The sequence below is a fragment of the Variovorax saccharolyticus genome (genome assembly GCF_030316765.1).
GTDB lineage: Bacteria > Pseudomonadota > Gammaproteobacteria > Burkholderiales > Burkholderiaceae_C > Variovorax > Variovorax saccharolyticus.
This window is the reverse complement of record NZ_JASZYT010000001.1, coordinates 528,703-550,629: the sequence shown is the minus strand read 5'-3', so window position 1 is coordinate 550,629 and position 21,927 is coordinate 528,703. Positions and strand designations below refer to the sequence as shown.

At 69.5% G+C, this 21,927-nt stretch carries 20 protein-coding genes, 1 tRNA gene and 2 riboswitches; of the genes, 15 read left to right on the top strand and 6 right to left on the bottom strand.

Features of this window, described 5'->3' with window-relative positions:
- Window positions 1-47 precede the first annotated feature (47 nt).
- Genes QTI45_RS02720 through QTI45_RS02710 form a run of 3 tightly spaced genes read left to right on the top strand, consistent with a single transcriptional unit; the run spans window position 48 to window position 3,272 of the window.
- Complete coding sequence (locus QTI45_RS02720) at window positions 48-1,166, top strand: 5-methyltetrahydropteroyltriglutamate--homocysteine S-methyltransferase (RefSeq protein WP_286653422.1); 1,119 nt, start codon at window positions 48-50, stop codon at window positions 1,164-1,166.
- A 58-nt stretch (window positions 1,167-1,224) separates the two neighbouring features.
- The gene (locus tag QTI45_RS02715) at window positions 1,225-1,893 is read left to right on the top strand and encodes a glutathione S-transferase family protein (protein ID WP_286653421.1); all 669 of its coding nucleotides are present in this window, start codon (window positions 1,225-1,227) and stop codon (window positions 1,891-1,893) included.
- A complete protein-coding gene (locus QTI45_RS02710) occupies window positions 1,890-3,272 on the top strand; it encodes a phospholipase D-like domain-containing protein (RefSeq protein WP_286653420.1) in 1,383 nt (460 codons plus the stop codon). Before QTI45_RS02715 ends, QTI45_RS02710 begins: the two co-directional genes overlap by 4 nt.
- Here QTI45_RS02710 and QTI45_RS02705 read toward each other — a convergent pair.
- Together QTI45_RS02705 and QTI45_RS02700 are read right to left on the bottom strand one after the other, a co-directional pair.
- Window positions 3,250-4,368, bottom strand: coding sequence for an ROK family protein (locus tag QTI45_RS02705; RefSeq protein WP_286653419.1), 1,119 nt, complete (start codon window positions 4,366-4,368; stop codon window positions 3,250-3,252). The genes QTI45_RS02710 and QTI45_RS02705 overlap by 23 nt on opposite strands.
- 15 nt (window positions 4,369-4,383) lie before the next feature.
- Window positions 4,384-5,223 (bottom strand): alpha/beta fold hydrolase, encoded by an 840-nt coding sequence (locus QTI45_RS02700; RefSeq protein ID WP_286367215.1) that lies wholly within the window; start codon window positions 5,221-5,223, stop codon window positions 4,384-4,386.
- Window positions 5,224-5,295: 72 nt separating this feature from the next.
- On the opposite strand from QTI45_RS02700, the gene QTI45_RS02695 reads away from it, so the two are divergent.
- From QTI45_RS02695 to QTI45_RS02645, 11 genes are all read left to right on the top strand, one after another.
- Complete coding sequence (locus QTI45_RS02695; RefSeq protein WP_286653418.1) at window positions 5,296-6,843, top strand: ABC transporter permease/substrate-binding protein; 1,548 nt, start codon at window positions 5,296-5,298, stop codon at window positions 6,841-6,843.
- A 29-nt stretch (window positions 6,844-6,872) separates the two neighbouring features.
- Window positions 6,873-7,892 carry a D-erythronate dehydrogenase gene (gene denD / locus QTI45_RS02690; protein ID WP_286653417.1) on the top strand — a complete coding sequence of 340 codons (1,020 nt, stop codon included), beginning with the start codon at window positions 6,873-6,875 and terminating at the stop codon, window positions 7,890-7,892.
- A 44-nt stretch (window positions 7,893-7,936) separates the two neighbouring features.
- The gene (locus QTI45_RS02685) at window positions 7,937-8,905 is read left to right on the top strand and encodes a TRAP transporter substrate-binding protein (RefSeq protein ID WP_286367213.1); all 969 of its coding nucleotides are present in this window, start codon (window positions 7,937-7,939) and stop codon (window positions 8,903-8,905) included.
- An 87-nt stretch (window positions 8,906-8,992) separates the two neighbouring features.
- Window positions 8,993-9,505 (top strand): TRAP transporter small permease, encoded by a 513-nt coding sequence (locus tag QTI45_RS02680; protein WP_286367212.1) that lies wholly within the window; start codon window positions 8,993-8,995, stop codon window positions 9,503-9,505.
- Window positions 9,502-10,794 (top strand): TRAP transporter large permease, encoded by a 1,293-nt coding sequence (locus QTI45_RS02675; protein WP_286367211.1) that lies wholly within the window; start codon window positions 9,502-9,504, stop codon window positions 10,792-10,794. The genes QTI45_RS02680 and QTI45_RS02675 overlap by 4 nt, the downstream gene beginning before the upstream one ends.
- A 44-nt stretch (window positions 10,795-10,838) precedes the next feature.
- Window positions 10,839-10,924, top strand: a riboswitch (glycine riboswitch).
- Window positions 10,925-10,943: 19 nt separating this feature from the next.
- A riboswitch (glycine riboswitch) is annotated at window positions 10,944-11,052 on the top strand.
- A gap of 47 nt (window positions 11,053-11,099) precedes the next feature.
- The gene (gcvT, locus tag QTI45_RS02670; protein ID WP_444813242.1) at window positions 11,100-12,260 is read left to right on the top strand and encodes a glycine cleavage system aminomethyltransferase GcvT; all 1,161 of its coding nucleotides are present in this window, start codon (window positions 11,100-11,102) and stop codon (window positions 12,258-12,260) included.
- A 51-nt stretch (window positions 12,261-12,311) separates the two neighbouring features.
- Window positions 12,312-12,689, top strand: coding sequence for a glycine cleavage system protein GcvH (gcvH, locus tag QTI45_RS02665; RefSeq protein ID WP_286367210.1), 378 nt, complete (start codon window positions 12,312-12,314; stop codon window positions 12,687-12,689).
- A 26-nt stretch (window positions 12,690-12,715) separates the two neighbouring features.
- Window positions 12,716-15,625 carry an aminomethyl-transferring glycine dehydrogenase gene (gene gcvP, locus QTI45_RS02660; protein WP_286653416.1) on the top strand — a complete coding sequence of 970 codons (2,910 nt, stop codon included), beginning with the start codon at window positions 12,716-12,718 and terminating at the stop codon, window positions 15,623-15,625.
- A 138-nt stretch (window positions 15,626-15,763) separates the two neighbouring features.
- Entirely contained in the window at window positions 15,764-16,186 is a 423-nt protein-coding gene (locus tag QTI45_RS02655; RefSeq protein ID WP_286653415.1) for a YciI family protein, read from the top strand.
- A gap of 42 nt (window positions 16,187-16,228) precedes the next feature.
- Complete coding sequence (locus tag QTI45_RS02650) at window positions 16,229-16,927, top strand: YciI family protein (protein WP_286653414.1); 699 nt, start codon at window positions 16,229-16,231, stop codon at window positions 16,925-16,927.
- A gap of 11 nt (window positions 16,928-16,938) precedes the next feature.
- Window positions 16,939-18,234 carry an RNA polymerase sigma factor gene (locus QTI45_RS02645; protein ID WP_286653413.1) on the top strand — a complete coding sequence of 432 codons (1,296 nt, stop codon included), beginning with the start codon at window positions 16,939-16,941 and terminating at the stop codon, window positions 18,232-18,234.
- A 10-nt stretch (window positions 18,235-18,244) separates the two neighbouring features.
- On the opposite strand, the gene QTI45_RS02640 is transcribed toward QTI45_RS02645, so the two are convergent.
- Window positions 18,245-19,126 carry a DUF3014 domain-containing protein gene (locus tag QTI45_RS02640; protein ID WP_286653412.1) on the bottom strand — a complete coding sequence of 294 codons (882 nt, stop codon included), beginning with the start codon at window positions 19,124-19,126 and terminating at the stop codon, window positions 18,245-18,247.
- Between the two features lie 100 nt (window positions 19,127-19,226).
- Here QTI45_RS02640 and QTI45_RS02635 point away from each other — a divergent pair, with 100 nt between their 5' ends.
- Complete coding sequence (locus QTI45_RS02635; RefSeq protein WP_286367204.1) at window positions 19,227-19,856, top strand: flavin reductase family protein; 630 nt, start codon at window positions 19,227-19,229, stop codon at window positions 19,854-19,856.
- Window positions 19,857-19,944: 88 nt separating this feature from the next.
- Here the strand turns inward: QTI45_RS02635 and QTI45_RS02630 are convergent.
- The 3 genes from QTI45_RS02630 to QTI45_RS02620 all read right to left on the bottom strand — a co-directional run bounded on the left by QTI45_RS02630 (window position 19,945) and on the right by QTI45_RS02620 (window position 21,883).
- Window positions 19,945-20,020, bottom strand: a tRNA-Gly gene (locus QTI45_RS02630).
- Between the two features lie 65 nt (window positions 20,021-20,085).
- Window positions 20,086-20,682 carry a carboxymuconolactone decarboxylase family protein gene (locus QTI45_RS02625; protein WP_286653411.1) on the bottom strand — a complete coding sequence of 199 codons (597 nt, stop codon included), beginning with the start codon at window positions 20,680-20,682 and terminating at the stop codon, window positions 20,086-20,088.
- A 13-nt stretch (window positions 20,683-20,695) separates the two neighbouring features.
- Entirely contained in the window at window positions 20,696-21,883 is a 1,188-nt protein-coding gene (locus QTI45_RS02620) for a YbfB/YjiJ family MFS transporter (protein WP_286653410.1), read from the bottom strand.
- Between the last annotated feature and the right edge of the window lie 44 nt (window positions 21,884-21,927).

Genomic DNA, 21,927 nt, shown 5'->3' with positions numbered 1-21,927 from the left:
GTCCGGATACGATCACCGTTCTTTCCCAGATACGACGGAGCCACTTCATGTCCCAGCACGCCTCCCTGCCTGCCCGCTACGACCACGTCGGCAGCTTCCTGCGTCCTAAATACCTGCTCGACGCCCGCGAGCAGAAAGCCAAGGGCGAGATCACCCCCGAGCAGCTTCGCCAGGTCGAAGACAAGGCGATCACCGAGATCGTCAAGTTCCAGGAAGACATCGGCCTGAAGAGCATCACCGACGGCGAATTCCGCCGCACCTACTTCCACATCGACTTCCTCGAGCAGCTCGGCGGCGTGAAGACCGACATCCCGGTCACCATCCGCAAGCCCGACGGCACCGAAGAGCTGGCCCCGCCCGTCATGCGCGTGATCGACAAGGTGCGCCACGCCAAGAACATCCAGCTGGCCGACTTCGAGTACCTCAAGAGCCAGGTGTCGGCGGGCAACACGCCCAAGGTCACGATCCCCTCGCCCACCATGCTGCATTTCCGCGGCGGTCGCGCCGGCATCAGCCGCGAGGCCTACCCCGAGCTCGACCCGGTGTTCTACGACGACGTCGCGAAGGCCTATGGCGACGAGCTGCGCTCGCTCGCGGCCGCGGGCTGCACCTACGTGCAGATGGACGACACCAACCTCGCCTACCTCTGCGACGAGAAGATGCGCGAAGCGGCGCGCCAGCGCGGCGACGACCCGAACGAGCTGCCGCACCGCTACGCCGCCTTCATCAACAAGGTGGTGGCGCAGAAGCCCGAGGGCATGATCCTGGCGATGCACCTGTGCCGCGGCAACTTCAAGAGCACGCATGCGGCGGCCGGCAACTACGAGCCGGTGGCCGAGGCGCTGCTGAAGGAGATGGACCTCGACGCCTACTTCCTCGAATACGACGACGCCCGCTCGGGCGACTTCCGGCCGCTGCGCTTCCTGCCCAAGGGCAAGACCGTGGTGCTGGGCCTGGTGACCACCAAGTTCGGCGAGATGGAAGACAAGGACGAGCTCAAGGCCCGTATCGAGGCGGCTGCCAAGTACGTCTCGCTCGACCAGCTCGCGCTGTCGCCGCAGTGCGGCTTCTCCAGCACGGTGCACGGCAACAACATCGCGGTCGAGGCGCAGCGCGCCAAGCTGCGGCTGGTGGTCGAGACCGCGCAGGAAGTCTGGGGCGCGTAGCAACGCGCCAGCGCCGCCCGGTTGGACTCCGGGCCGGTGTGAAGTAGGCTCGGGGGGGATGAAGCTCTATACCGCCCCCCTCAGCATGTTCGGCGCCAAGGTGCAGATCGCGGCGCTCGAGAAGGGCCTCGCGTTCGACTGCGTGATGGTGCCCTTCGACCGCGACGACCGCTACGAGCCGAAGCATCCCGAGGTGCTGCGGGTCAATCCGAAGCGGCAGGTGCCGGTACTGATCGACGACGATGTCGAGCTGTTCGACTCGACCCAGATCTTCGAATACCTCGAAGACCGCTTCCCCGAGCCGGCCCTGTGGCCCGCCGGCGTCGCGCCCCGGGCGCGGGCGCGACGGCTCGAGCTCGAATCGGACGAGGTGTTCTTTCCGCATGTCATCAGGCTCTTCGGGCTGCAGGATGCCATGCAGAGCGAGCCCGCCATCGCGGCCTGCGCCGGCTGCGCGGCCTTCTACGGCAGGCTCGAAGCCCTGCTCGCCGACCGCGAGTTCCTCGCCGGCCCCTACTCCTTCGCCGACATCGCCTTCTACATGGCGCAGGTGTTCGCCGAACGCAAGGGCGCCCTGATGACCGGCGCCACGCCGCGCCTGCTGGCCTGGCGCGAGCGCATGGGCGCACGGCCGCCGGTGCGCGAAGTGGTCGGCGCGATGATGCGCTTCCTGGCCTCGGAAGGCCGCCCCGTGCCGCCGCACCTGCAGGCGCTGGTCCGTACGTGAACCGCGTCGACGACCTGCTCGACTGGCTGCCATCGCCGTCGCAGCATCTGCTGGTCGTGACCTTCGCACTGCTGGTCTATGTGCTCACCACGCGGGCCCGGCGCGAGCAGCGCGCGCCCACCACCGCCATCGCCTGGGTGATGGGCCTGTTGCTGCTGCCCTACGTGGTGCTGCCGATGTACCTGGTCTTCGGCCAGCGCAAGCTGCGACCCGTGGGCACCCCGCGGCCGCCGCGCTCGGCGCCGGCGGGCCACTGGGCGGCCGAACTGGTCGAGAGCTTCGGCCTCGCGGCGCCCAGCCGCTGCGGCGTGCGCCTGCACTCGGACGGCGCCGCCGCGCGCGATGCGCTGTTCGAGGTCATCGAGGGCGCTCGGCATTCCATCGACGTGTCGACCTTCATCATCGGCGACGACGCGCTGGGGCACGAGGTCATCAACCGCCTGTCGCGGCGGGCCCGCGGCGGCATCAAGGTGCGGGTGCTGCTCGACGGCTTCGGCGCGCTGTCGCTGCCGCGCACGCATTTCGAGTCGCTGCGCGACGCCGGCGCCGAGGTGGCGGTCTTCCGGCCGATCTTCAGCCTGCACCGCAGCGGCCCGCGCAACCTGCGCAACCACCGCAAGCTCACGATCGCCGACGACCACCGGCTCTGGTCCGGCGGCCGCAACCTGGCGGGCGAGTACTTCACCGGCAACGACAGCCATCCGGTGGCCTGGCGCGATCTCTCCTTCGACCTCCAGGGCGACGTCGCGGTCGCGGCCGCGCGCCAGTTCGACCATGACTGGACTTCGGTGCGAGGCCACCAGTCGCGAGCCATCGCGGCCGACACGGGCCCGCAGGAAGACGGCAGCCCGGCGCAGTTCCTGCCCAGCGGCCCGGACCAGACCGAGGACACGGCCCAGGCGCTGCTGATCGATGCCTGTTTCCGCGCCGAACACCGCCTGCTCGCGGTCACGCCCTACTTCGTGCCCGGCGACGGCCTGCGCGATGCGCTGCGGTTGGCGGCCCGCCGCGGCGTGCAGGTGACGATCGCGATCCCCGCCCAGTCCAATCACCGCCTGGCCGATTTCGTGCGTGCCCGCACCATGCGCGACCTGGCGCGCGCCGGCGTACTCTTCAAGATGCTGCCCTTCATGGCGCACGCCAAGGCGGTGGTGGTCGATGAAGACCTGGCGCTCTGCGGATCGATCAATCTCGACCTGCGCAGCCTGCTGCTCAACCACGAAGCGGCGGTGGTGTTCTATGGCCGCGCCGAGATCGACTGGCTGGCCCAGTGGATCGAGACCACCGCTTCGGCCGGCGAGACCTACCGCGCGCGCACGCCGGGGCTGCTGCGCGACATCGCCGAAGGGCTGCTGCTCACGATCGCTTTCCAGCTTTGAGCGCCGTGCGCGGCTTGTTCGTGTAGCTCGCATTGCCCAGCCCGGTGCCGATGGTCAGCACCGCCCAGCGCTTCACGTCCTGCATGAAGGGCAGCTCGCTCAGGCCCTGCACCACCGCATCGTTGTGCATCAGCGCCACGGTCGGCTCGCCGGCGATCTCCGGCAGCCGCTTGACGAGTTCGCTCGGCAGGTGGAAGTTGTCGCTCTCCCAATCGCCCGGCAGGTTCTGCGCGCCGCGCGAGATCGAGCCGTCCTTGCGGATCAGCCCCGGGCAGGCGATGCCGATGAAGGGCGCCAGCCGGATGCCCTTCTTGCGGCAGTAGCGGATCTGCGCCTCGAGCATCTCGGCCAGCCGGTCGATCAGCTGCTTGCGGCTTGGGCGGTCGACCGCGTGGCGCCACTTCTCGCGCCGCACCACCTTGGCCCTGGACAGGTCGGGCGCCCGCTTCTTGCGCAGCTTGACGATGCCGCAGCGCACGTTGGTGCCGCCGATGTCGAGCGCGAGGATCGCGTCATGGCCCTTTTGCATGTCTGGCGGCACCAGGTGGACCCAGCCGAGCAGGCCACCGTCGTCCGGCTCGTGGCAGATGCGGGCCAGTTCGACCGAGACCTTCATGTGCTGCAGCACCGCCGCCGCCTGCAGCACCGCGCGCTCGCCGACGTCGCTGCCCGGAAAGCCGCCGCCGATCACGATCCGCTGCACGCCCTTCCACGAAGGCTGGCGCATGAAGCGCTCGATCACCCACGCCAGCTCTTCCGAGAACTCCTCGATGACGCCGTGGACCACGTCCGCTGCCTCCGAAGTCCTGGTCTCGCCCAGGGCGGCGTCGAGTTCGCTCTTGCTGAGGTCCTTGGAATGCACACCGCCCAGCGGGTCGCGGCCCTTGCGCCGGCGACGCTGCCGCCAGCGTTCCAGCAATTGCCTGAACGCGGTCTGGCTGGCCTGGTCGCCGATGAAGCCGTCCTTGTCGCGCAGTTGCAGGCTGTAGCCCTCGACCGTCACGGAAGGCAGCTCGCGGGCGCCGTGCACACCGGCCCGGGCGGCGTTTTCCTCGTCCTTCTCCACGTCGTCGTTCGTGTTCGTGTTCTTGTTCATTCGCAAGCGTGCCTTTCAGTCGGCGGTGGTGTCGAGGATGAGCCGGGCGGTCTGCTCGGGCTGATCCCAGTGGGGGTAGTGTCCGCAGCGCTCGAACCAGTGCAGCCGGGCATCGGGAAAGGACTGCTGGGCGCGGGCCGCCTGCCGCGGATGGCAGATCCTGTCGAGCCGGCCCCAGCCGATCACGGCCGGCTTGGCGAGCGTCCCGAAGCCCGAGCCTTCGAGCGGCGGACCGCGCGCGGAGTCCTTCAGCATCAGGCTGAACGACTCGGCCGTGGCGTAGCTCTGCATTTCCTCCAGCACCAGCGCCGGCGACAAGCGGCGGGCCTCGGGCGAAAACCGCGCCAGCAGCAGCGTGCGCGACCAGTCATGGGCTGCGATCGTGGGCATCGACGTCTTGAGGCCTCGCGCCAGCCGCATCGACAGGCACAGCGTGGCTTGGTAGGTCATGCGCTCCCAGCGGGTCCAGAAGCCGGCCGGGCCCAGCGAGACCACCGCCCCCAGCACCTCGCCGCGGCGCGCCAGCTCGAGCACCAGGCGCGCGCCCATCGAACTGCCGACCGCATCGACGCCGAGCAGGTCGTGCTCTGCCAGGAAGCGGGCGACCGCGCTCGCCAGCGTGCGCACCGAGACCTCGCCGTCCAGCGGCGGGCTCTTGCCGAAACCCGGGAGATCGATGGCGACCACGGCCCGCTCCGCGGCCAGCGGTTCGAGGACCGACTGCCAGGTCCGCCAGCTGCTCCCGAGCCCGTGAACGAGGAGCAGGGGCTTTCCTTGGCCGCGACGGATGTAGTTGATCAGCACCTGTGGACTGTGAACGAAGGCCGTCCGCTGCCCATCAGCAGCGCGCACCATCGGCTGTAGGAGAAAGACAGGTTCGAGCGGCGAGCGCGCGCGAACCGGGCGGGCGCCGATACACTGGCCGCGATGCAACTGCTGCGCCGCACCGGGCTCGCCGTCCTGGCTCTCGTCATCCTGCTGGGCGCGGCCATGGCCGCGGCGGCGCAGGAACAGCCGCTGCGCGTCGGCTCCAAGCGCTTCACCGAGTCCTACATCCTGGCCGAGGTGCTGGCGCAGACCGCGGCGCCGCGGACGGCGGTCGCGCCGGCCGTCAGGCAGGGGCTCGGCAACACCGCCATCGTCTACGAGGCCCTGCGCTCGGGTGGCATCGACCTCTATGCCGAGTACACCGGCACCATCGCCCTCGAGATCCTCAAGGGCGGGCAGTCGATGACGCGCGACGAGATGAATGCCGCCCTGCGGCCGCTCGGGCTCGGCGTCGCCGTGCCGCTCGGATTCAACGACGGCTACGCGCTGGCGATGCGCGCCGCCGACGCCGACCGGCTCGGCGTGCGCACCTTGAGCGACCTGGCCGGGCACCGCGAGCTCCGGCTCGGCCTGTCGAACGAATTCATCGGCCGCGCCGACGGCTGGCAGGGGCTGGCGGCGCGCTACGGCTTCAGCCAGGCGCCGACCGGCCTCGACCACGGCCTGGCCTACGAAGCCATCGCCGCCAGGCAGATCGATGTCATCGACATCTACACCACCGATGCCAAGATCGACCACCTGGGCCTGCGCGTGCTCGAGGACGACCGGCGCTACTTCCCGCGCTACGACGCGGTGCTGCTGTACCGGCTCGACCTGCCGGCAAGGCTGCCCGCCGCCTGGGCCGCGCTGCAGGCGCTGGAGGGCCGCATCGACGAGCGCGCGATGATCGCGATGAACGCCCGGGCCGAGCTGCAGGGCGTGGCCTTCGATGTCATCGCGCGCGACTTCCTCGCGGCGAAGCAGCCCGGTGCGCAAGCGGCCTCGCCAAAGGACGGCGCGTCCCGCGGCTTCATGGCCAAGCTCTTCGGCCCCGACCTCGGCCGCCTCGCACGCCAGCACCTGCTGCTGGTCGCGGTCTCGGTCGGCATCGCGATCCTGGTCGCCGTGCCCGTCGGCATCGCGGTGTTCGCCCACGTGCGGCTGCGGGCGCTGGTGCTGGGCCTGACCGGGCTGCTGCAGACCATTCCCTCGCTGGCGATGCTGGCGGTGCTGATCTCGCTGCTGGGCATGATCGGCACGCTGCCTGCGCTGATCGCGCTGACGCTCTATTCGCTGCTGCCGATCATGCGCAACACCGTGACCGGCCTGGCCGAGGTGCCGCCCGGACTGCGCGAAGCCGGCACCGCGCTCGGCATGACCGGCGCGCAGAACCTGCGCGTGGTGCTGCTGCCGCTGGCGCTGCCGACGCTGCTGGCCGGCGTGCGCACCGCGACCACCATCGCGATCGGCACCGCCACCATCGCCGCCTTCATCGGTGCCGGCGGCTTCGGCGAACGCATCGTGACCGGGCTCGCGCTCAACGATCGCGAACTGCTGGTCGCCGGTGCGGTGCCCGCGGCGGTGCTGGCGCTGCTGAGCGAGGCGCTGTTCGAGGCCATCGAACACCTGATGCGCCGGCACCGCGGGCAGCTGCGGCCCCCGGCTTAGACTCGGCCCCGAAAAGGAGGCTCTCTCGCATGCACATCGTCATCACCGGCGGCGCCGGATTCGTCGGCGCCCGCCTGGCCCGCACCCTGCTGGCCCGTTCGCAGCTCGCGCTGGCCGGCGCCCCCGCGGCTGCGATCCGCAGGATCACGCTGGTCGATCGCGCTGCCCCGCCTGCCGATCTCGCCGCGGACCCGCGCGTGGCCGCCGTGGTCGGCGACCTCAACGACCTGCTCGCCTCCGCGCCCGGCAGCGTCCTGCCGGCCGACACTTCGCTGGCGTTCCATCTGGCGGCCGCGGTCAGCGGCGAATGCGAGGCCGATTTCGACCTCGGCATGCGCAGCAACTTCGCCGCCACCAACGCCCTGCTCGAAGCCTGCCGCCGCCTGGGCAGCCGGCCGACGCTGGTGTTCTCGAGTTCGCTCGCAGTGTTCGGGGACTCGCCCGAGCAGCCGCTGCCCGAGCTGATCACCGACCAGACGCTGCCGACGCCGCAGACCAGCTACGGCATCCAGAAGTTCATCGCCGAGCAACTGGTGGCCGACTACGCGCGCAAGGGCTTCATCCGCGGGCGCAGCGTGCGCCTGATGACGGTGAGCGTGCGGCCGGGCCGCCCCAACGGTGCTGCCTCGGGCTTCTTCAGCGGCATGATCCGCGAGCCGCTGGCCGGCCTGCGCGCGGCCTGTCCGGTCGCCGACGAGACACCCGTGGCCATCGCCTCGCCGGCGCGCACCATCGAGGGGCTGGTGCGCGCCGCCGAAGCCAGCGACGCCGAGTGGGGCCCGCGCACCGCGCTCAACCTGCCCTCGCTCGCCACCACCGTGGGCGAGATGGCGGCGGCACTCGAGCGCGTGGCCGGCCCGGCCGCCACCGCGCTGCTCGACCGCACGCCCGACCCGGCGATCCGCCGCATCGTGAAGAGCTGGCCCGGCCATTTCGAGACCGCGCGCGCGGACGCGCTCGGGCTGCGCCGCGACGCCAGCTTCGAGGCCGTGGTGCGCGACTACGTCCGTGAAAATCCCGACGAGGTGAAGCTCCCGCTTCAGGCATAGTCGAAACGCTCGCAGATTCCTGCAAGAAAACACCCGGAGACACCATGAAACTCGGCACCCTCGCCGCCTGCCTTTCGCTCGCCCTCGGCGCCAGCGCCTTCGCCCAGACCACCACGCTCAAGATCGGCTACGCCACCACGAAGGAATCGCACTACGGCGTCGGCTCCACGGTGTTCTGCGACGAGGTCGAGAAGGGTACGCAAGGCCGCTACAAGTGCCAGCACTTCCCGAACTCGGCACTCGGCGGTGAGCGCGAGCAGATCGAGGCCATCCAGCTCGGCACGCAGGACCTGGTCAACACCTCGACCGGCCCGGTCGGCAACTTCGTGCCCGAGGTCAAGATCGTCGACATTCCCTTCCTGTTCCGCGACTACGACCACGCACGCAAGGTCATGGACGGCCCGATCGGCCAGGACATCCTCGCCAAGTTCCCGAGCAAGGGCATCATCGCGCTGGGCTGGACCGAGAACGGTTTCCGCCACATGACCAACAGCAAGCGCGACATCGTCAAGCCGAGCGACGCTGCCGGCCTGAAGATGCGCACCATGGAAAACAAGGTGCACATGGACGGCTACCGCACCTTCGGCATCCTGCCGACGCCGATGGCCTTCCCCGAACTGTTCGGCGCGCTGCAGCAGGGCACGGTCGACGGCCAGGAGAACCCGATCCCCGTGATCCTGTCGTCCAAGTTCTCGCAGGTGCAGAATCACCTCTCGCTGACCGCCCACGTCTACTCGCCCGCGCTGCTGCTGCTGTCGCCCAAGGTCTGGAACAAGCTCTCCGACGCCGACAAGAAGGTCTTCCTCGAGGCCGCGAAGAAGGCCGGCGCAGCGCAGCGCAAGAAGGTCAACGAAGACGAGAACAACGGCATCGCCCAGCTCGAGAAGGACGGCATGAAGGTCACGCGCAAGGTCGACGGCGACGCTTTCCGGGCGGCGCTCAAGCCGGCCTACGCCGGCTACGCCAAGGAATTCGGCGCCGACAACATCAAGAAGATCAGCGACGTCCAGTAAGCGCCGCCGCGCGACTGCGACACCACCGCCCGGTGAGCCAGCAATGGCACCGGGCGGTTCCTTTTGCCTAGTCCTCACCTCCTTGTCGTGAAAACCTTCGAACACTACTTCCTGGCCGCGAACCGCTGGGCGCTGATCCTGCTGCTGGCGTCGATGTCGGTCATCATCTTCATCAACGTGGCGATGCGCTACCTCACCAGCAACTCGCTCGAATGGGCCGAGGAGGTGTCGCGCCACATGATGATCTGGCTCACCTTCCTGGGCGCCGGGCCGGTGCTGCGCTACGGCGGCCACATCGCGGTCGAGAACCTGCAGGACGCGCTGCCGCCCAAGGCCGCGATCGCGCTGCGCGCCGTCGTCGCCGCGCTGCTCTTCGCCTTCTTCGGCTTCATGGTCTGGTACGGCTGGCTCTACATGGAGCGCACCATGTTCCAGCTCACGGCCGTGACGCAGATCCCCTTCGCCTACATCTACAGCGCGATGATGTTCGGCGGCATCCTGCTGATCGTCCATTGGCTGCTGATCGTGCGCGGCTACGTGCTGCGGCGCGAGTTCGCCTCCGATGCGCATTTCGACGCTGCCGCGAGCGCCTCCCTATGAACGCCAGCCTGATCCTGATCTCCTCGGTCTGCATCTTCCTCGCGATCGGCGTGCCGGTCGCCTTCGCGCTCGGCCTGGCGACGGCAGCGACGCTGATCCTCGCCGAGTCCTATCCGCTGATGGTGCTGCTCAAGGAGACCTTCACCGGCATCGACAGCTTCCCGCTGATGGCGGTGCCCTTCTTCATCCTGGCGGCCGAACTCATGAGCGGCGGCTCGCTGACCGAGGTGCTGCTGCGCTTCGCCGGCCAGTTCGTCGGCCACCGGCGCGGCGGGCTGGGCTACACCAACGTGGTGTCGCTGACCTTCTTCTCGGGCATCTCGGGTTCGGCGCTGGCGGATGCGGCGGGCCCCGGCTCGATGCTGATCAAGATGATGGACAAGGCCGGCTACGACCGTTCGTATGCGGCCGCCCTGACCGCATCGACCGCGATCGTCGGGCCGATCATCCCGCCGTCGATCATCATGATCATCTACGCGCTGCAGGACGACAACGTATCGGTCGGCAGCCTGTTCGTGGCCGGTCTGCTGCCCGGCCTGCTGATCGCGGTGGCGATGTGCGCGGTCAACTTCCACGTCTCGAAGAAGCGCAACTACAAGGGCGACGGCGGCATGCCGCCCTGGCGCGAAGTGCTGCTCACGACCTGGAAGGCGATTCCCGCGATCCTGCTGCCGGTGGTGATCCTCGGCGGCATGCGCGCCGGCTGGTTCACGCCCACCGAGGCCTCGGTGGTGGCGGTGTTCTATGCGCTGGTGTGCGGCAAGTTCGTCTACCGCACGCTCGAATGGAAGGCCCTGCCCGACATCCTCTCGCGCTCGGCGCTGCTGTCGGCCTCGGTGCTGATCATCATCGGCCTGTCGGCCTCCTTCGCCTGGATCCTGACGATCGAGAACGTGCCGCAGACGCTGGCCGAATGGCTGGTCGGCATGAACCTGTCGCCGTGGATGTTCCTGATCATCGTGAACATCTTCCTGCTGCTGTTCGGCATCTTCATCGAGCCGCTGCCGGGGGTCATGGTGCTGGCGCCGATCCTGGCGCCGGTGGCGGTCAAGCTGGGCATCGACCCGATCCACTTCGCGATGATCGTGATCTACAACCTCACGCTCGGCATGATCACGCCGCCGGTGGGCGGGCTGCTGTTCGTCACCTGCAACGTGTCGCGGGTGCCGATGTCGCAGCTGGTGCGCGAACTGATGCCCTTCCTGTGGGCCCACGGCGTGGTGCTGCTGATGCTGACCTTCCTGCCCGCGCTGAGCACCTGGCTGCCCCACCTGTGGGGATTCAAGTAGCGTTTGGGCACTCGGGCACCGGCGGATTCCCTTACACTCCCCCGGTCAGGAGAGCGTCCCGCCGCGGTGGGGCCGCCGAAGGCGCAGGTCCCCCAACCAAGGGCCCGAACGCTCAGGCAAAAGGACTGACAAAACGCCCCGGACCGGGGCGTTTCCTTGCTGGAGAGAGGCGCCGCCGTCGTCGGACGGCCGCCCACCGAAGGAGCAAACCCCGATCGTGGGGTGAATCTCTCAGGTAAAGCGGACAGCAGGGGTGGCCCATGGCTTCGGCCATGGATCTTGACTGCCCCTTTGGAGAACCGCCCTTGGCCGCCGCATCCGACGATCTTCAGAAGACCCCGCTCCATGGCCTGCACCTGGAGCTCGGCGCCCGCATGGTGCCCTTTGCCGGCTACTCGATGCCGGTGCAGTACCCCGCCGGCCTGATGGCCGAGCACAAGCACACGCGCGAGGCCGCCGGCCTGTTCGACATCTCCCACATGGGGCAGCTGCGCCTGGCCGGGCCCGATGCCGCCGCCGCCTTCGAGAGCCTGATGCCGGTCGACGTGATCGGCCTGGCGCCCGGCAAGCAGCGCTACGGCCTGCTGCTGAACGACGAGGGCGGCATCCTCGACGACCTGATGTTCTTCAACGAGGGCGGCGACTCGCTGTTCGTGATCGTCAACGGCGCCTGCAAGGTGGCCGACATCGCGCACATCCAGGCCCGCATCGGCCAGCGCTGCCAGGTGCTGCCGCTGCCCGGGCAGGCGCTGCTCGCGCTCCAGGGCCCGCAGGCCGCGGCGGCGCTGGCACGGCTGTCGCCGGGCATCGAGCGCTTCGTCTTCATGACCGGCGGCGCGGTGCAGATCGGCGGCATCGCGGCCTTCGTCACGCGCAGCGGCTACACCGGCGAAGACGGCTTCGAGATCTCGGTCGCCGCCCAGGACGCCGAGGCACTGGCCCGGCTGCTGCTGGCCCAGCCCGAGGTCGCTCCGATCGGCCTGGGCGCCCGCAATTCGCTGCGTCTGGAGGCCGGCCTGTGCCTGTACGGCAACGACATCGACGAAAGCACCACGCCGGTCGAGGCCGCGCTGAACTGGGCCATCCAGAAGGTGCGGCGCACCGGCGGCGCGCGCGAAGGCGGCTTCCCCGGGGCTGGGCGCGTGCTCGCCCAGCTCACGGCCGCCAGCGGCAGCGCCGGCCATCTCGACCACGAGACGCTCAAGCGCAAGCGCGTCGGCCTGGTCGCGCTCGAACGCATCCCGGTGCGCGACGGCACCGTGCTCGAGTCCTTCGAGGGACTGCCGATCGGGCAGGTCAGCAGCGGCCTGCTCGGACCGAGCGTCGACCGCCCGGTCGCCATGGGCTACGTGGCGCTCGCCTATGCCGAGCCCGGCACGCGGATCCAGGCCATGGTGCGCGGCAAGCCGGTGCCGATGGAAGTCAGCACGATGCCCTTCGTGCCGGCGCGTTACTACCGGGGCTGAAAGCCTTCACCGAATTTCTTCCAAGCCAGCTTTCTTCAAGGAGTTTTCCCCATGACCATCAAGTACACCAAGGATCACGAGTGGGTGCGGCAGGAAGCCGACGCCGGCCTGGTCACCGTCGGCATCACGGTCCACGCGCAGGACGCGCTCGGCGACGTGGTCTTCGTCGACCTGCCCGAGATCGGCAAGAGCTTCGCCCAGGGCGAGGTCGCGGGTGTGGTCGAATCGGTCAAGGCCGCCGCCGATGTCTTCATGCCGGTCTCCGGCGAGATCACCGAGGTCAACGAGGCGCTGCGCGCCGACCCCTCGCTGGCCAACAGCGCGCCCCTGGATGCGGGCTGGTTCTTCAAGGTGCGGGTGAGCGATGCCGCCCAGATCGAGGCGCTGCTCGACGAGACCGCCTACGAGAAGTTCGCCGCCGAAAGCTGATCCACGCCCCACCCACCGAGCCCTCCATGCCGACGCCCGTGCCCTCCCACCTCTCGCTGCGCGATCTCCAGAACGCCGAAGAATTCATCGCCCGCCACATCGGCATCGAAGCCGAGGACGAAAAGACCATGCTCGCCGCGGTCGACTCGACCACCCGTGCCGAACTGATCGACGGCATCGTGCCGCCGGCGATCCGCCGCAGCCGCCCGATGCGGCTGCCGGCGCCGATCACCGAGGCCGACGCGCTGGCCGAGCTGAAGGCGATCGCGGCCAAGAACAAGGTGGCAAAAAACTTCATCGGCCAGGGCTACTACGGCACGCACACGCCCGGCGTGATCCTGCGCAACGTGCTCGAGAACCCGGCCTGGTACACCGCCTACACGCCCTACCAGGCCGAGATCTCGCAGGGCCGCATGGAAGCGCTGCTCAATTTCCAGACCATGGTCTGCGACCTCACGGGCATGGCGATCGCCAACGCCTCGATGCTCGACGAGGCCACCGCAGCCGCGGAGGCGATGACCCTGGCGCGCCGCAGCGTCAAGAGCAAGAGCAACGTCTTCCTGGTGTCGGGCGATTGCCATCCACAGACTATCGAGGTGATCCGCACGCGGGCCGCGCCGCTCGGCATCGAGGTCAAGGTCAGCACCGCCACCGAGCCGCTGCCGCTCCTGATGGCCAGCGGCGGCTTCTTCGGCGCGCTGGCGCAGTACCCCTCCACCACCGGCCATGTGCACGACCTGCGCCCGCTGGCCGGCCATGCGCACCAGTGCGAGGCCGCCTTCTGCGTCGCCGCCGACCTGCTGGCGCTGACCCTGCTCGCACCGCCCGGCGAATGGGACGCCGACATCGTCTGCGGCACCACGCAGCGCTTCGGCATGCCGATGTGCAACGGCGGACCACATGCGGCCTACCTGGCCTGCCGCGACGAATTCAAGCGCTCGCTGCCCGGCCGGCTGGTCGGCGTCAGCGTCGACGCGCACGGGCAACCGGCCTACCGGCTCGCGCTGCAGACGCGCGAGCAGCACATCCGGCGCGAGAAGGCGACGTCGAACATCTGCACCGCGCAGGTGCTGCCGGCGGTGGTCGCCAGCATGTACGCGGTCTACCACGGGCCCGAGGGCCTGCGCCGCATCGCGCAGCGCGTCGCCCTGCTGACCGCGGTGCTGGCGCAGGGCCTCGAGCAGATCGGGCGCGAGCTGGTCAACGACACCGCCTTCGATTCGCTCACGATCCATACCGGCGAGGACACCCAGGCCATCCATGCGCGCGCCGAGGCGGCGGGCGTCAACCTGCGCCATCGCCTGCAGCAGCACCTGGGCCTGTCGCTCGACGAGACCACCACGCGCGCCGACATCGAGCTGCTGTGGAGCCTGTTCGCGACGCCCGGCACCCGCGGCCCCGACTTCGACGCCATCGCCGCCACGGCGAGGCTGCGCATTCCCGCCGACCTGCACCGCAGCAGCCCCTTCCTGACGCATCCGGTGTTCAACACCCACAAGAGCGAGACCGCGATGCTGCGCTACATCCGCAGCCTCAGCGACAAGGACCTGGCGCTCGACCGCAGCATGATCCCGCTCGGCAGCTGCACCATGAAGCTCAACGCGACCAGCGAGATGATCCCGATCACCTGGCCCGAGTTCGCGAACATCCACCCGTTCGCGCCGGCCGACCAGCTGCAGGGCTACGCCCAACTCGACGCCCAGCTGCGCGCCTGGCTCTGCGAGGCCACCGGCTACGCGGGCATCAGCCTGCAGCCCAATGCCGGCTCGCAGGGCGAATACGCGGGCCTGCTGGCGATCAAGGCCTTCCATGAAGCCAGGGGCGACACGCACCGCAACGTCTGCCTGATTCCGTCGTCCGCGCACGGCACCAATCCGGCCAGCGCCCAGATGGTCGGCATGCAGGTGGTGGTGACCGCCTGCGACAGCGGCGGCAACGTCGACATCGACGACCTGAGGCGCGCCTGCGAGAAGCACCGCGACACGCTGGCCGCGGTGATGATCACCTACCCGAGCACCCACGGCGTGTTCGAGACCCGCGTGAAGGAACTCTGCGAGATCGTCCATGCGCACGGCGGACGCGTCTATGTCGACGGCGCCAACATGAACGCCCTGGTCGGCGTCGCCGCGCCGGGCGAGTTCGGCGGCGACGTGAGCCACCTGAACCTGCACAAGACCTTCTGCATCCCGCACGGCGGCGGCGGCCCCGGCGTCGGCCCGGTGTGCGTGGTGGAAGACCTCGTGCCCTACCTGCCGGGGCACGCGACCGGCGGCCTGGCGTCGAACGGCGCCGTGGGCGCCGTGTCGGCGGCGCCCCTGGGCAACGCGGCGGTCCTTCCGATCAGCTGGATGTACTGCCGCATGATGGGCGCCAAGGGCCTGCAGGCGGCGACCGAGACCGCGATCCTGAGCGCCAACTACATCAGTTCGCGGCTCAAGGACCACTACCCCACGCTGTACGCGAGCCCGAACGGCCACGTGGCGCACGAGTGCATCCTCGACCTGCGGCCGCTCAAGGACGGCAGCGGCGTCAGTGCCGAAGATGTCGCCAAGCGGCTGATCGACTACGGCTTCCACGCGCCGACCTTGAGCTTCCCGGTGCCCGGCACGCTGATGGTCGAGCCGACCGAGAGCGAGCCGCTGGCCGAGCTCGACCGCTTCATCGACGCGATGATCGCGATCCGCGGCGAGATCCGGCGCATCGAGGAAGGCATCTGGCCGAAGGACGACAACCCGCTCAAGAACGCGCCGCACACCGCCGCCAGCCTGCTGGGCACCGAATGGACGCGGCCCTACTCGCGCGAGCTCGCGGCCTTCCCGATCGACAGCCTGCGGCAGTCCAAGTACTGGCCGCCGATCGGCCGGGTCGACAACGTCTACGGCGACCGCAACCTGTTCTGCAGCTGCGTGCCGGTGGAAGACTACGCCGGCAGCTGAGCCGCGACGCTTTTTCTTACAACTCGACCGCCCCCAGGCTGTCGATTCCGCGTCCGCTGCTTCGACGTCAGTTCAGAGCCCCGGAAGGCGCGGTCGATCCCCGACCGCCGCCGGCCTCGAAACCGAAGGAGCAAGAACATGCGATTCATGGTCATCGTCAAGGCCACCAAGGACTCCGAAGCCGGCGTGATGCCGAGCCAGCAGTTGCTGACCGAGATGGGCAACTACAACGAGGCGCTGGTCAAGGCCGGCGTGCTGCTCGCGGGCGAGGGCTTGCACCCGAGCACGAAGGGCGCGCGCATGCGCTTCGCCGGCAAGGAGCGGACCGTGATCGACGGCCCGTTCAGTGAAACCAAGGAGCTGATCGCCGGCTTCTGGCTCTGGCAGGTGCGTTCGAAGGAAGAGGCGCTCGAATGGCTGCGCCGGGCCCCCTTCGACGACGGCGCCGAACTCGAGCTGCGGCAGGTGTTCGAGATGGAGGACTTCGGCGCCGAGTTCACGCCCGAGCTGCGCGAGCAGGAAAAGCGGGTGTTCGAGGAAGCCCGGGCGAAGCAGTCCTGACGCCGGGGAGGCGCGAGCATTTATCCTTGCGCGATGAAGTTCGTGATCCTCCGCAAGGCCGACCGGCAGACGGAAGCCGGTCCGGCCATCGACCAGACGCTGCCCGTCGATGCGTCGCTGCCCCATGCCACGCTGCAGCCGAGTTCCCAAGGCGTTCGCCTGCACTTCGGCCCTGACGGGCCGCGCGTGCTGCCCGGACCCTTCGAGCACACCGAGGAGCTGGTGGCCGGCTTCGGCTACCTCGAGGCCGAGTCGCTGCCGGCGGCCACGGACCGGCTGGTCCGCTGGACGCCCGCGGCCGGGGCGCCGCCCGTGCTCGAGGTCCGCGAGTCGGGCTGTCCGGGCGGGCTGCCGGGCATCCACTCGGCGGCCGCAGGCCAGGGGACCGATCCGCGCTTCATGGTGATGCTGATGTCCGATGCGCAGCTGGAAGCCGACGAGTCCCCCGAGCCGCAGCGGCTCGACGCGATGGCGCGACGCAACGAGGAAAGCGTTGCCGGCGGCGTGCTGGTGGCGGGCGACGGCCTGAAGTCGACCGCCAAGGGCGCACGCGTGGCGTTCGCAGCCGGCCGGCCCACCGTGCTCGACGGGCCCTTCGCCGAGGCGAAGGAACTGATCGCGGGCTTCTGGGTGATCCGGGCGCCGACGATGGCCCAGGCGATCGAATGGGCGAGCCGCTATCCGTACGCGCCGGTGAATCCGGTGGTCGAGATCCGCCCGGTGCGCGAGGGCGCGCGATAGGCGCCTGGCCCATGAACGCGGCCGACACGCATCGCACGATCAACGCGGTCTGGCGCATCGAGTCGGCCCGCATCATCGGTGCGCTGGCGCGCAAGGTGCGCGATGTCGGCGTGGCCGAGGAACTGGCGCAGGACGCCCTGCTCGCGGCCCTCGAGCAATGGCCGCGCGATGGCATCCCGGACAACCCGGCCGGCTGGCTGATGGCGGCCGCCAAGCACCGCGCCATCGACCGGCTGCGCAAGCGCACGCTGCATGCGCGCAAGGAAGGCGAGATCGGCCGCGAACTCGACGCCCGGCACGAGATCGCCGCGGCGGACTTCGCCGATGCGGTCGATGCCGCGCTCGACGACGACGTCGGCGACGACCTGCTGCGGCTGGTGTTCACGGCCTGTCATCCGGTGCTGTCGCGCGAGGCCCGCGTCGCCCTGACCCTGCGCCTGCTGGGCGGACTCGGCACCGACGAGATCGCGCGCTCCTTCCTGGTGCCGGAGGCCACGATCGCGCAGCGCATCGTGCGCGCCAAGCGGACACTGGCCGCGGCGCGCGTGCCCTTCGAGGCGCCGCGCGCACAGGAACTCGCCGCCCGGCTGTCCTCGGTGCTCGAAGTGATCTACCTGGTGTTCAACGAAGGCTATTCGGCCACCGCCGGCGAAGACTGGATGCGGCCCGCGCTGTGCGACGAGGCCCTGCGGCTGGGGCGCATCCTGGCCGAACTGATGGCCGACGAACCGGAGGTCCACGGCCTCGTCGCGCTGATGGAGATCCAGGCCTCGCGTGCGAACGCGCGCGTCGACGCCGACGGCGAACCGGTGCTGCTGCTCGACCAGAACCGGGCGCGCTGGGACAGCTTGCTGATCCGCCGCGGCCTCGCCGCGCTCGAGCGGGCCGAGAAGCTCGGCGGCGCGCTCGGCCCCTATGCCCTGCAGGCCGCGATCGCCGCCTGCCATGCGCGTGCGCGCACCGCAGCGCAGACCGACTGGGCCCGCATCGCGGCGCTCTACGAGGCGCTGGCCCAGGTCTCGCCCTCGCCGATCGTCGAGCTGAACCGGGCGGTGGCGCTGTCGATGGCCTTCGGCCCCGCGACGGGCCTCGAGCTCGTCGATGCGCTGCGCTCCGAGCCGCAGCTGCGCGGCTACCACCTGCTGCCGAGCGTGCGGGGCGACCTGCTCGCCAGGCTCGGACGCCAGGCCGAGGCCGGCGAGGAGTTCAAGCGCGCGGCCGAAATGACGCGCAATGCACGCGAACGCAAGCTGCTGCTGATGCGCGCGCAGGCCTGCGCGCGCAGTGCAAGCGCCGACCGCGACTGACCGGCAGCGCTTACTTCCTGGCCACCGCGCCGGTCGCCACCTGGGTCCGAAGTTCCTTCAGCTTGGCCTTGAGCCGGCGCTCGTTGACCGGCCCCATGCGCACCATCATCTTCTGGCCGGCCGACAGCGCCTCGAGCTTCGGGTCGACGAATTCGTAGCTGATCCAGGGCCGCTCGGAGGCCATCTCGCCCTTCACGGAGGTCAGCTTGACCTGCACCGGACCCTCGGGCTCGGGGGCTTGAAGCAGATGGTCGATGACCGCCACGAGGCGGTCGTTGAAGTAGCGGTTCGGGTAGCCCAGCTCTTCGTAGGCCTGCTGGAACAGCGGATACAGCCGTGCGTAGAGCTCGGCCGCGCGGGCGCTGTCGACCGACTCCGCGAACAGCACAAAGGGCGTGTAGCGACTGGCGTTGTCGGCACCGATGGTCTTCAGCTCGCCCCCGCCCTGGACCTCGAAGGACTTCGGTGCACGCTGCGTCGGCCACACGCGGGAGGGCGCCTGGGCGCGCGGCAGGTTGTCCACGGTGGCGACGAAGCGCCGCACGAAGCCGCCGGCTTCGAGGAAGGAGCCGACCTGCTTCTTGCCGAGCAACTGGTTGAGCGCGGCCGTCACGCGGTTGTCGGCGTCGTTCAGCGGCGGCAGCGCAGCCTCGGGCTCGGCCAGGGCATCGACCGGGTTCTGCGGACCGGTCGCGACCGGCGCGGGCGGCTCCGCGGGGCGGTCCGGCGGCGGCGGCGCACTGGCGGCGGGCGGTGCCGGCGGCGCTTCCTTCTGCAGCGACCAGCGCCAGAAGCCGAAGGCTGCGGCGAGAATCACCACCACGACGACGACCAAGGTCCAGACCGAGGACTCGCGCGCTGGCCTGAATTCTGCTGGATCCCTTTCGGGCATGGTCGAATCCTCCTTTGAATCACGGGCGTTGCATTGCGGTCCATTGGAAACCACGCCGGCGCTTCGTGCCGTAACGCCCTGTGACCGCCAAGGAACCCGAATGGACATCGACTTCTCCACCCTGACCGAATACCAGCGATACAAGCTCATGGCCAGCCTGATCGTGCCGCGGCCGATCGCCCTGGTCACCACGCTGGGCCCCGACGGCATCGTCAATGCCGCGCCCTTCAGCATGTTCAACATGCTCGGCGAGGAGCCGCCGATCGTGATGATCAGCGTCAACCGGCTGCAGGACAACGCGCTCAAGGACACGGCCGCCAACATCGTGCGCACCGGCGAGTTCGTGGTCCACCTGGCCGACGAGGACATCGCGGAGCAGATGCACCGCTGCGGCGACCGCCATCCGCCGCACGTGAGCGAGCTCGATGTGGTGGGCTTCACGCCGCTGCCGAGCCGGGCCGTGAAGCCGCCGCGCATCGCCGAGGCGCCGGTGGCCTTCGAATGCACGCTGTGGGAAACGCTGGAGACCGAGAGCCGGCAGATCTTCATCGGCCAGGTGCGCTGGATGCACGCGCGCGACGAGCTGATCGACACCGACGCCTGGCGCGTGCGGCTGCAGCACTACTTTCCGGTCGGCCGTTTCGGCGCCAGCTTCTATGTGAAGACGCGCGAGCGCTATTCGCTGGCGGCGCAGGAGCAGACGCGCAGCACGCAGATCGACGAGATGTAGACGCCAGAGAAGGCGCCAAAGAAAAAGGCCACCCGGGGGTGGCCTTCATTTCCTGCACGTTCGCGTGTCGTGCAACAGATTCGAAATCTGGAGCGGGAGAAGAGTCTCGAACTCTCGACCTCAACCTTGGCAAGGTTGCGCTCTACCAACTGAGCTACTCCCGCGAAGCCTTCGATTATAGGGTATTTTTTGGCCGCTTTTGCCGCCCTGCCCTGTCGCGACAAAAAAACTACAGCGGGAAGGCCTCGAGCGCGCGCTGTCCCTCGGCAGCCTGCACCGGCGTGTGGGCCATGTTCATGACCCAGCAGACCATCGTGAAGTAGCCGACGAGCGCGCCGAGCTCGACCGTCGCGGTCTTGCCGAAGCGGGCCTCGGCGGCCATGTAGGTGGGCTCGCTCACGCCATGGTGCTGCAGCAGTTCGAGCGCGAAGTCGAGCGCGAGCTGTTCGTCATCGGCCAGCGGAGCGGCCCGGCGACCGAGGCGCAGGGCTTCGATGGCGTCCGCGGCCACGCCGGCCTTGACCGCTGCCGCGGCATGCAGGACCCACTCGAACTGGTTGCCGACATGGCGTGCGACCGCACAGGTCACGAGCTCGCGCACGCGGGCGTCGAGCGCGCTGTCGAAGCGCAGGTACTCGCCGAGGCTGCCGATGCGCTCCATGAGCACCGGGCTTTGCAGCAGCGGCACGAAGGGGCCGAAGACCGCCTTGCGCGGACCGTCGATCAGGGCCTGCGCAGCGGCACGCTGGGCGTCGGACATCGCGTCGGCGGCGGGCATCGGGAGGCGCTCGGCCCAGGGTTCGGTATGGCCTTGTCGAATCAGCATGCTCTGTTTCCTTTCAGTTCGATGATTGTCGGACGGCCTGCGCGTGCTTCCGGAGCAGCCAGGCGGCGCTGCCGAGCAGCGCCACCGCGCCGATCCCGAGCGCGGCAAAGAGTCCGGCGAAACCCGCCGTCGCGCCGCTCAGCACCGACGACAGCACGGGCCCGGCCATCTGCCCGATCGCGAAAGCCGCCGTCATGCGGCCCAGCGCGCGCGCCGGATCGCCGGTCGCGGTGGCCTTCGCCTCCTGCATGCCGGCCATGGTGGCGACCATGAAGGTGCCTCCGACCAGCAGCGCGGCCGCGAGCACGGTGCCCGCCGACAGGTGCAGCACCGGAAGCAGGCAGCCCAGCGCCATCAGAAGGTGGCTGGCGGCCAGCACCTGCCGGCGCGACAGGCCCGCGAGCAGCGCGCCCGCGAACAGTGTCGACAGCGCGGCGGCAGCGCCGAACACCGGCCAGGCCGCGCCGAACACCGAGGGGTCGTCCACCACCGCGCGCGCCAGCACCGGAAGGAAGGTGGCCGGCAGGATGTAGCCGAAGCCGAGCACGCCGTAGCAGATCACGAGGTCCCAGCCCGATGCGCCATCCGCTGCGCGGGCCGTCGCCGCTGGTACGGGCGCGGCGCCGCGCGGCAGCAGCGCGGCGACGACCAGCGAGCCGACGAGCGCCAGCAGGCCCAGCTGCAGCCACAGCCGGTCGGCGGCGATGTCCGCCGCTCCGGCGCGCCAGCAATAGAGCCCGGCGAGCGCGATACCGACGCCGACACCCGCATAGACGACGCCGGCGCCGGACGGACGGCCCAGGCTGGCCAGCCACGACAGGCACCAGACGCTGGTGCTGACCAGCGCCCAGGCGCTGGCGACGCCGGCGATCCCGCGCAGCAGCAGCCAGGCCGCGACCGAATCGACCAGGCCCATCGCCGCGGTCGACAGGACGATCGCCGCCAGCGACAGGAGACCGGTGCGCTGCGGCGACAGCGGCACCCGTGCCGCCGTGAGCGCGCCCAGCAGGTAGCCCAGATAGTTGGCCGCCGCCAGCCAGCCGCCGGTGACCACGTCGGTGCTGCCGGCGCGAATCATCAGCGGCAGCATCGGCGTGAAAGCAAAGCGCCCGATGCCCATCGCGATCGCCAGCACGAGCAGGCCGGCAGTGCAAACCGCAAACAGGGAGGGCCGGGCGAAGGCGATGGAAGGGTTCGACATGGAGCCTGATTGGACGCAGAATCGACTCCGCGCACAAATGAATT

Coding starts and splice junctions, on each gene's coding strand:
- QTI45_RS02720 (WP_286653422.1), top strand. CDS start 48: ATGTCCCAGCACGCCTCCCTGCCTGCCCGCTACGACCACGTCGGCAGC.
- QTI45_RS02715 (WP_286653421.1), top strand. CDS start 1,225: ATGAAGCTCTATACCGCCCCCCTCAGCATGTTCGGCGCCAAGGTGCAG.
- QTI45_RS02705 (WP_286653419.1), bottom strand. CDS start 4,368: ATGAACAAGAACACGAACACGAACGACGACGTGGAGAAGGACGAGGAA.
- QTI45_RS02700 (WP_286367215.1), bottom strand. CDS start 5,223: ATGGTGCGCGCTGCTGATGGGCAGCGGACGGCCTTCGTTCACAGTCCA.
- QTI45_RS02695 (WP_286653418.1), top strand. CDS start 5,296: ATGCAACTGCTGCGCCGCACCGGGCTCGCCGTCCTGGCTCTCGTCATC.
- denD (WP_286653417.1), top strand. CDS start 6,873: ATGCACATCGTCATCACCGGCGGCGCCGGATTCGTCGGCGCCCGCCTG.
- QTI45_RS02685 (WP_286367213.1), top strand. CDS start 7,937: ATGAAACTCGGCACCCTCGCCGCCTGCCTTTCGCTCGCCCTCGGCGCC.
- QTI45_RS02675 (WP_286367211.1), top strand. CDS start 9,502: ATGAACGCCAGCCTGATCCTGATCTCCTCGGTCTGCATCTTCCTCGCG.
- gcvH (WP_286367210.1), top strand. CDS start 12,312: ATGACCATCAAGTACACCAAGGATCACGAGTGGGTGCGGCAGGAAGCC.
- gcvP (WP_286653416.1), top strand. CDS start 12,716: ATGCCGACGCCCGTGCCCTCCCACCTCTCGCTGCGCGATCTCCAGAAC.
- QTI45_RS02655 (WP_286653415.1), top strand. CDS start 15,764: ATGCGATTCATGGTCATCGTCAAGGCCACCAAGGACTCCGAAGCCGGC.
- QTI45_RS02645 (WP_286653413.1), top strand. CDS start 16,939: ATGAACGCGGCCGACACGCATCGCACGATCAACGCGGTCTGGCGCATC.
- QTI45_RS02640 (WP_286653412.1), bottom strand. CDS start 19,126: ATGCCCGAAAGGGATCCAGCAGAATTCAGGCCAGCGCGCGAGTCCTCG.
- QTI45_RS02635 (WP_286367204.1), top strand. CDS start 19,227: ATGGACATCGACTTCTCCACCCTGACCGAATACCAGCGATACAAGCTC.
- QTI45_RS02625 (WP_286653411.1), bottom strand. CDS start 20,682: ATGCTGATTCGACAAGGCCATACCGAACCCTGGGCCGAGCGCCTCCCG.
- QTI45_RS02620 (WP_286653410.1), bottom strand. CDS start 21,883: ATGTCGAACCCTTCCATCGCCTTCGCCCGGCCCTCCCTGTTTGCGGTT.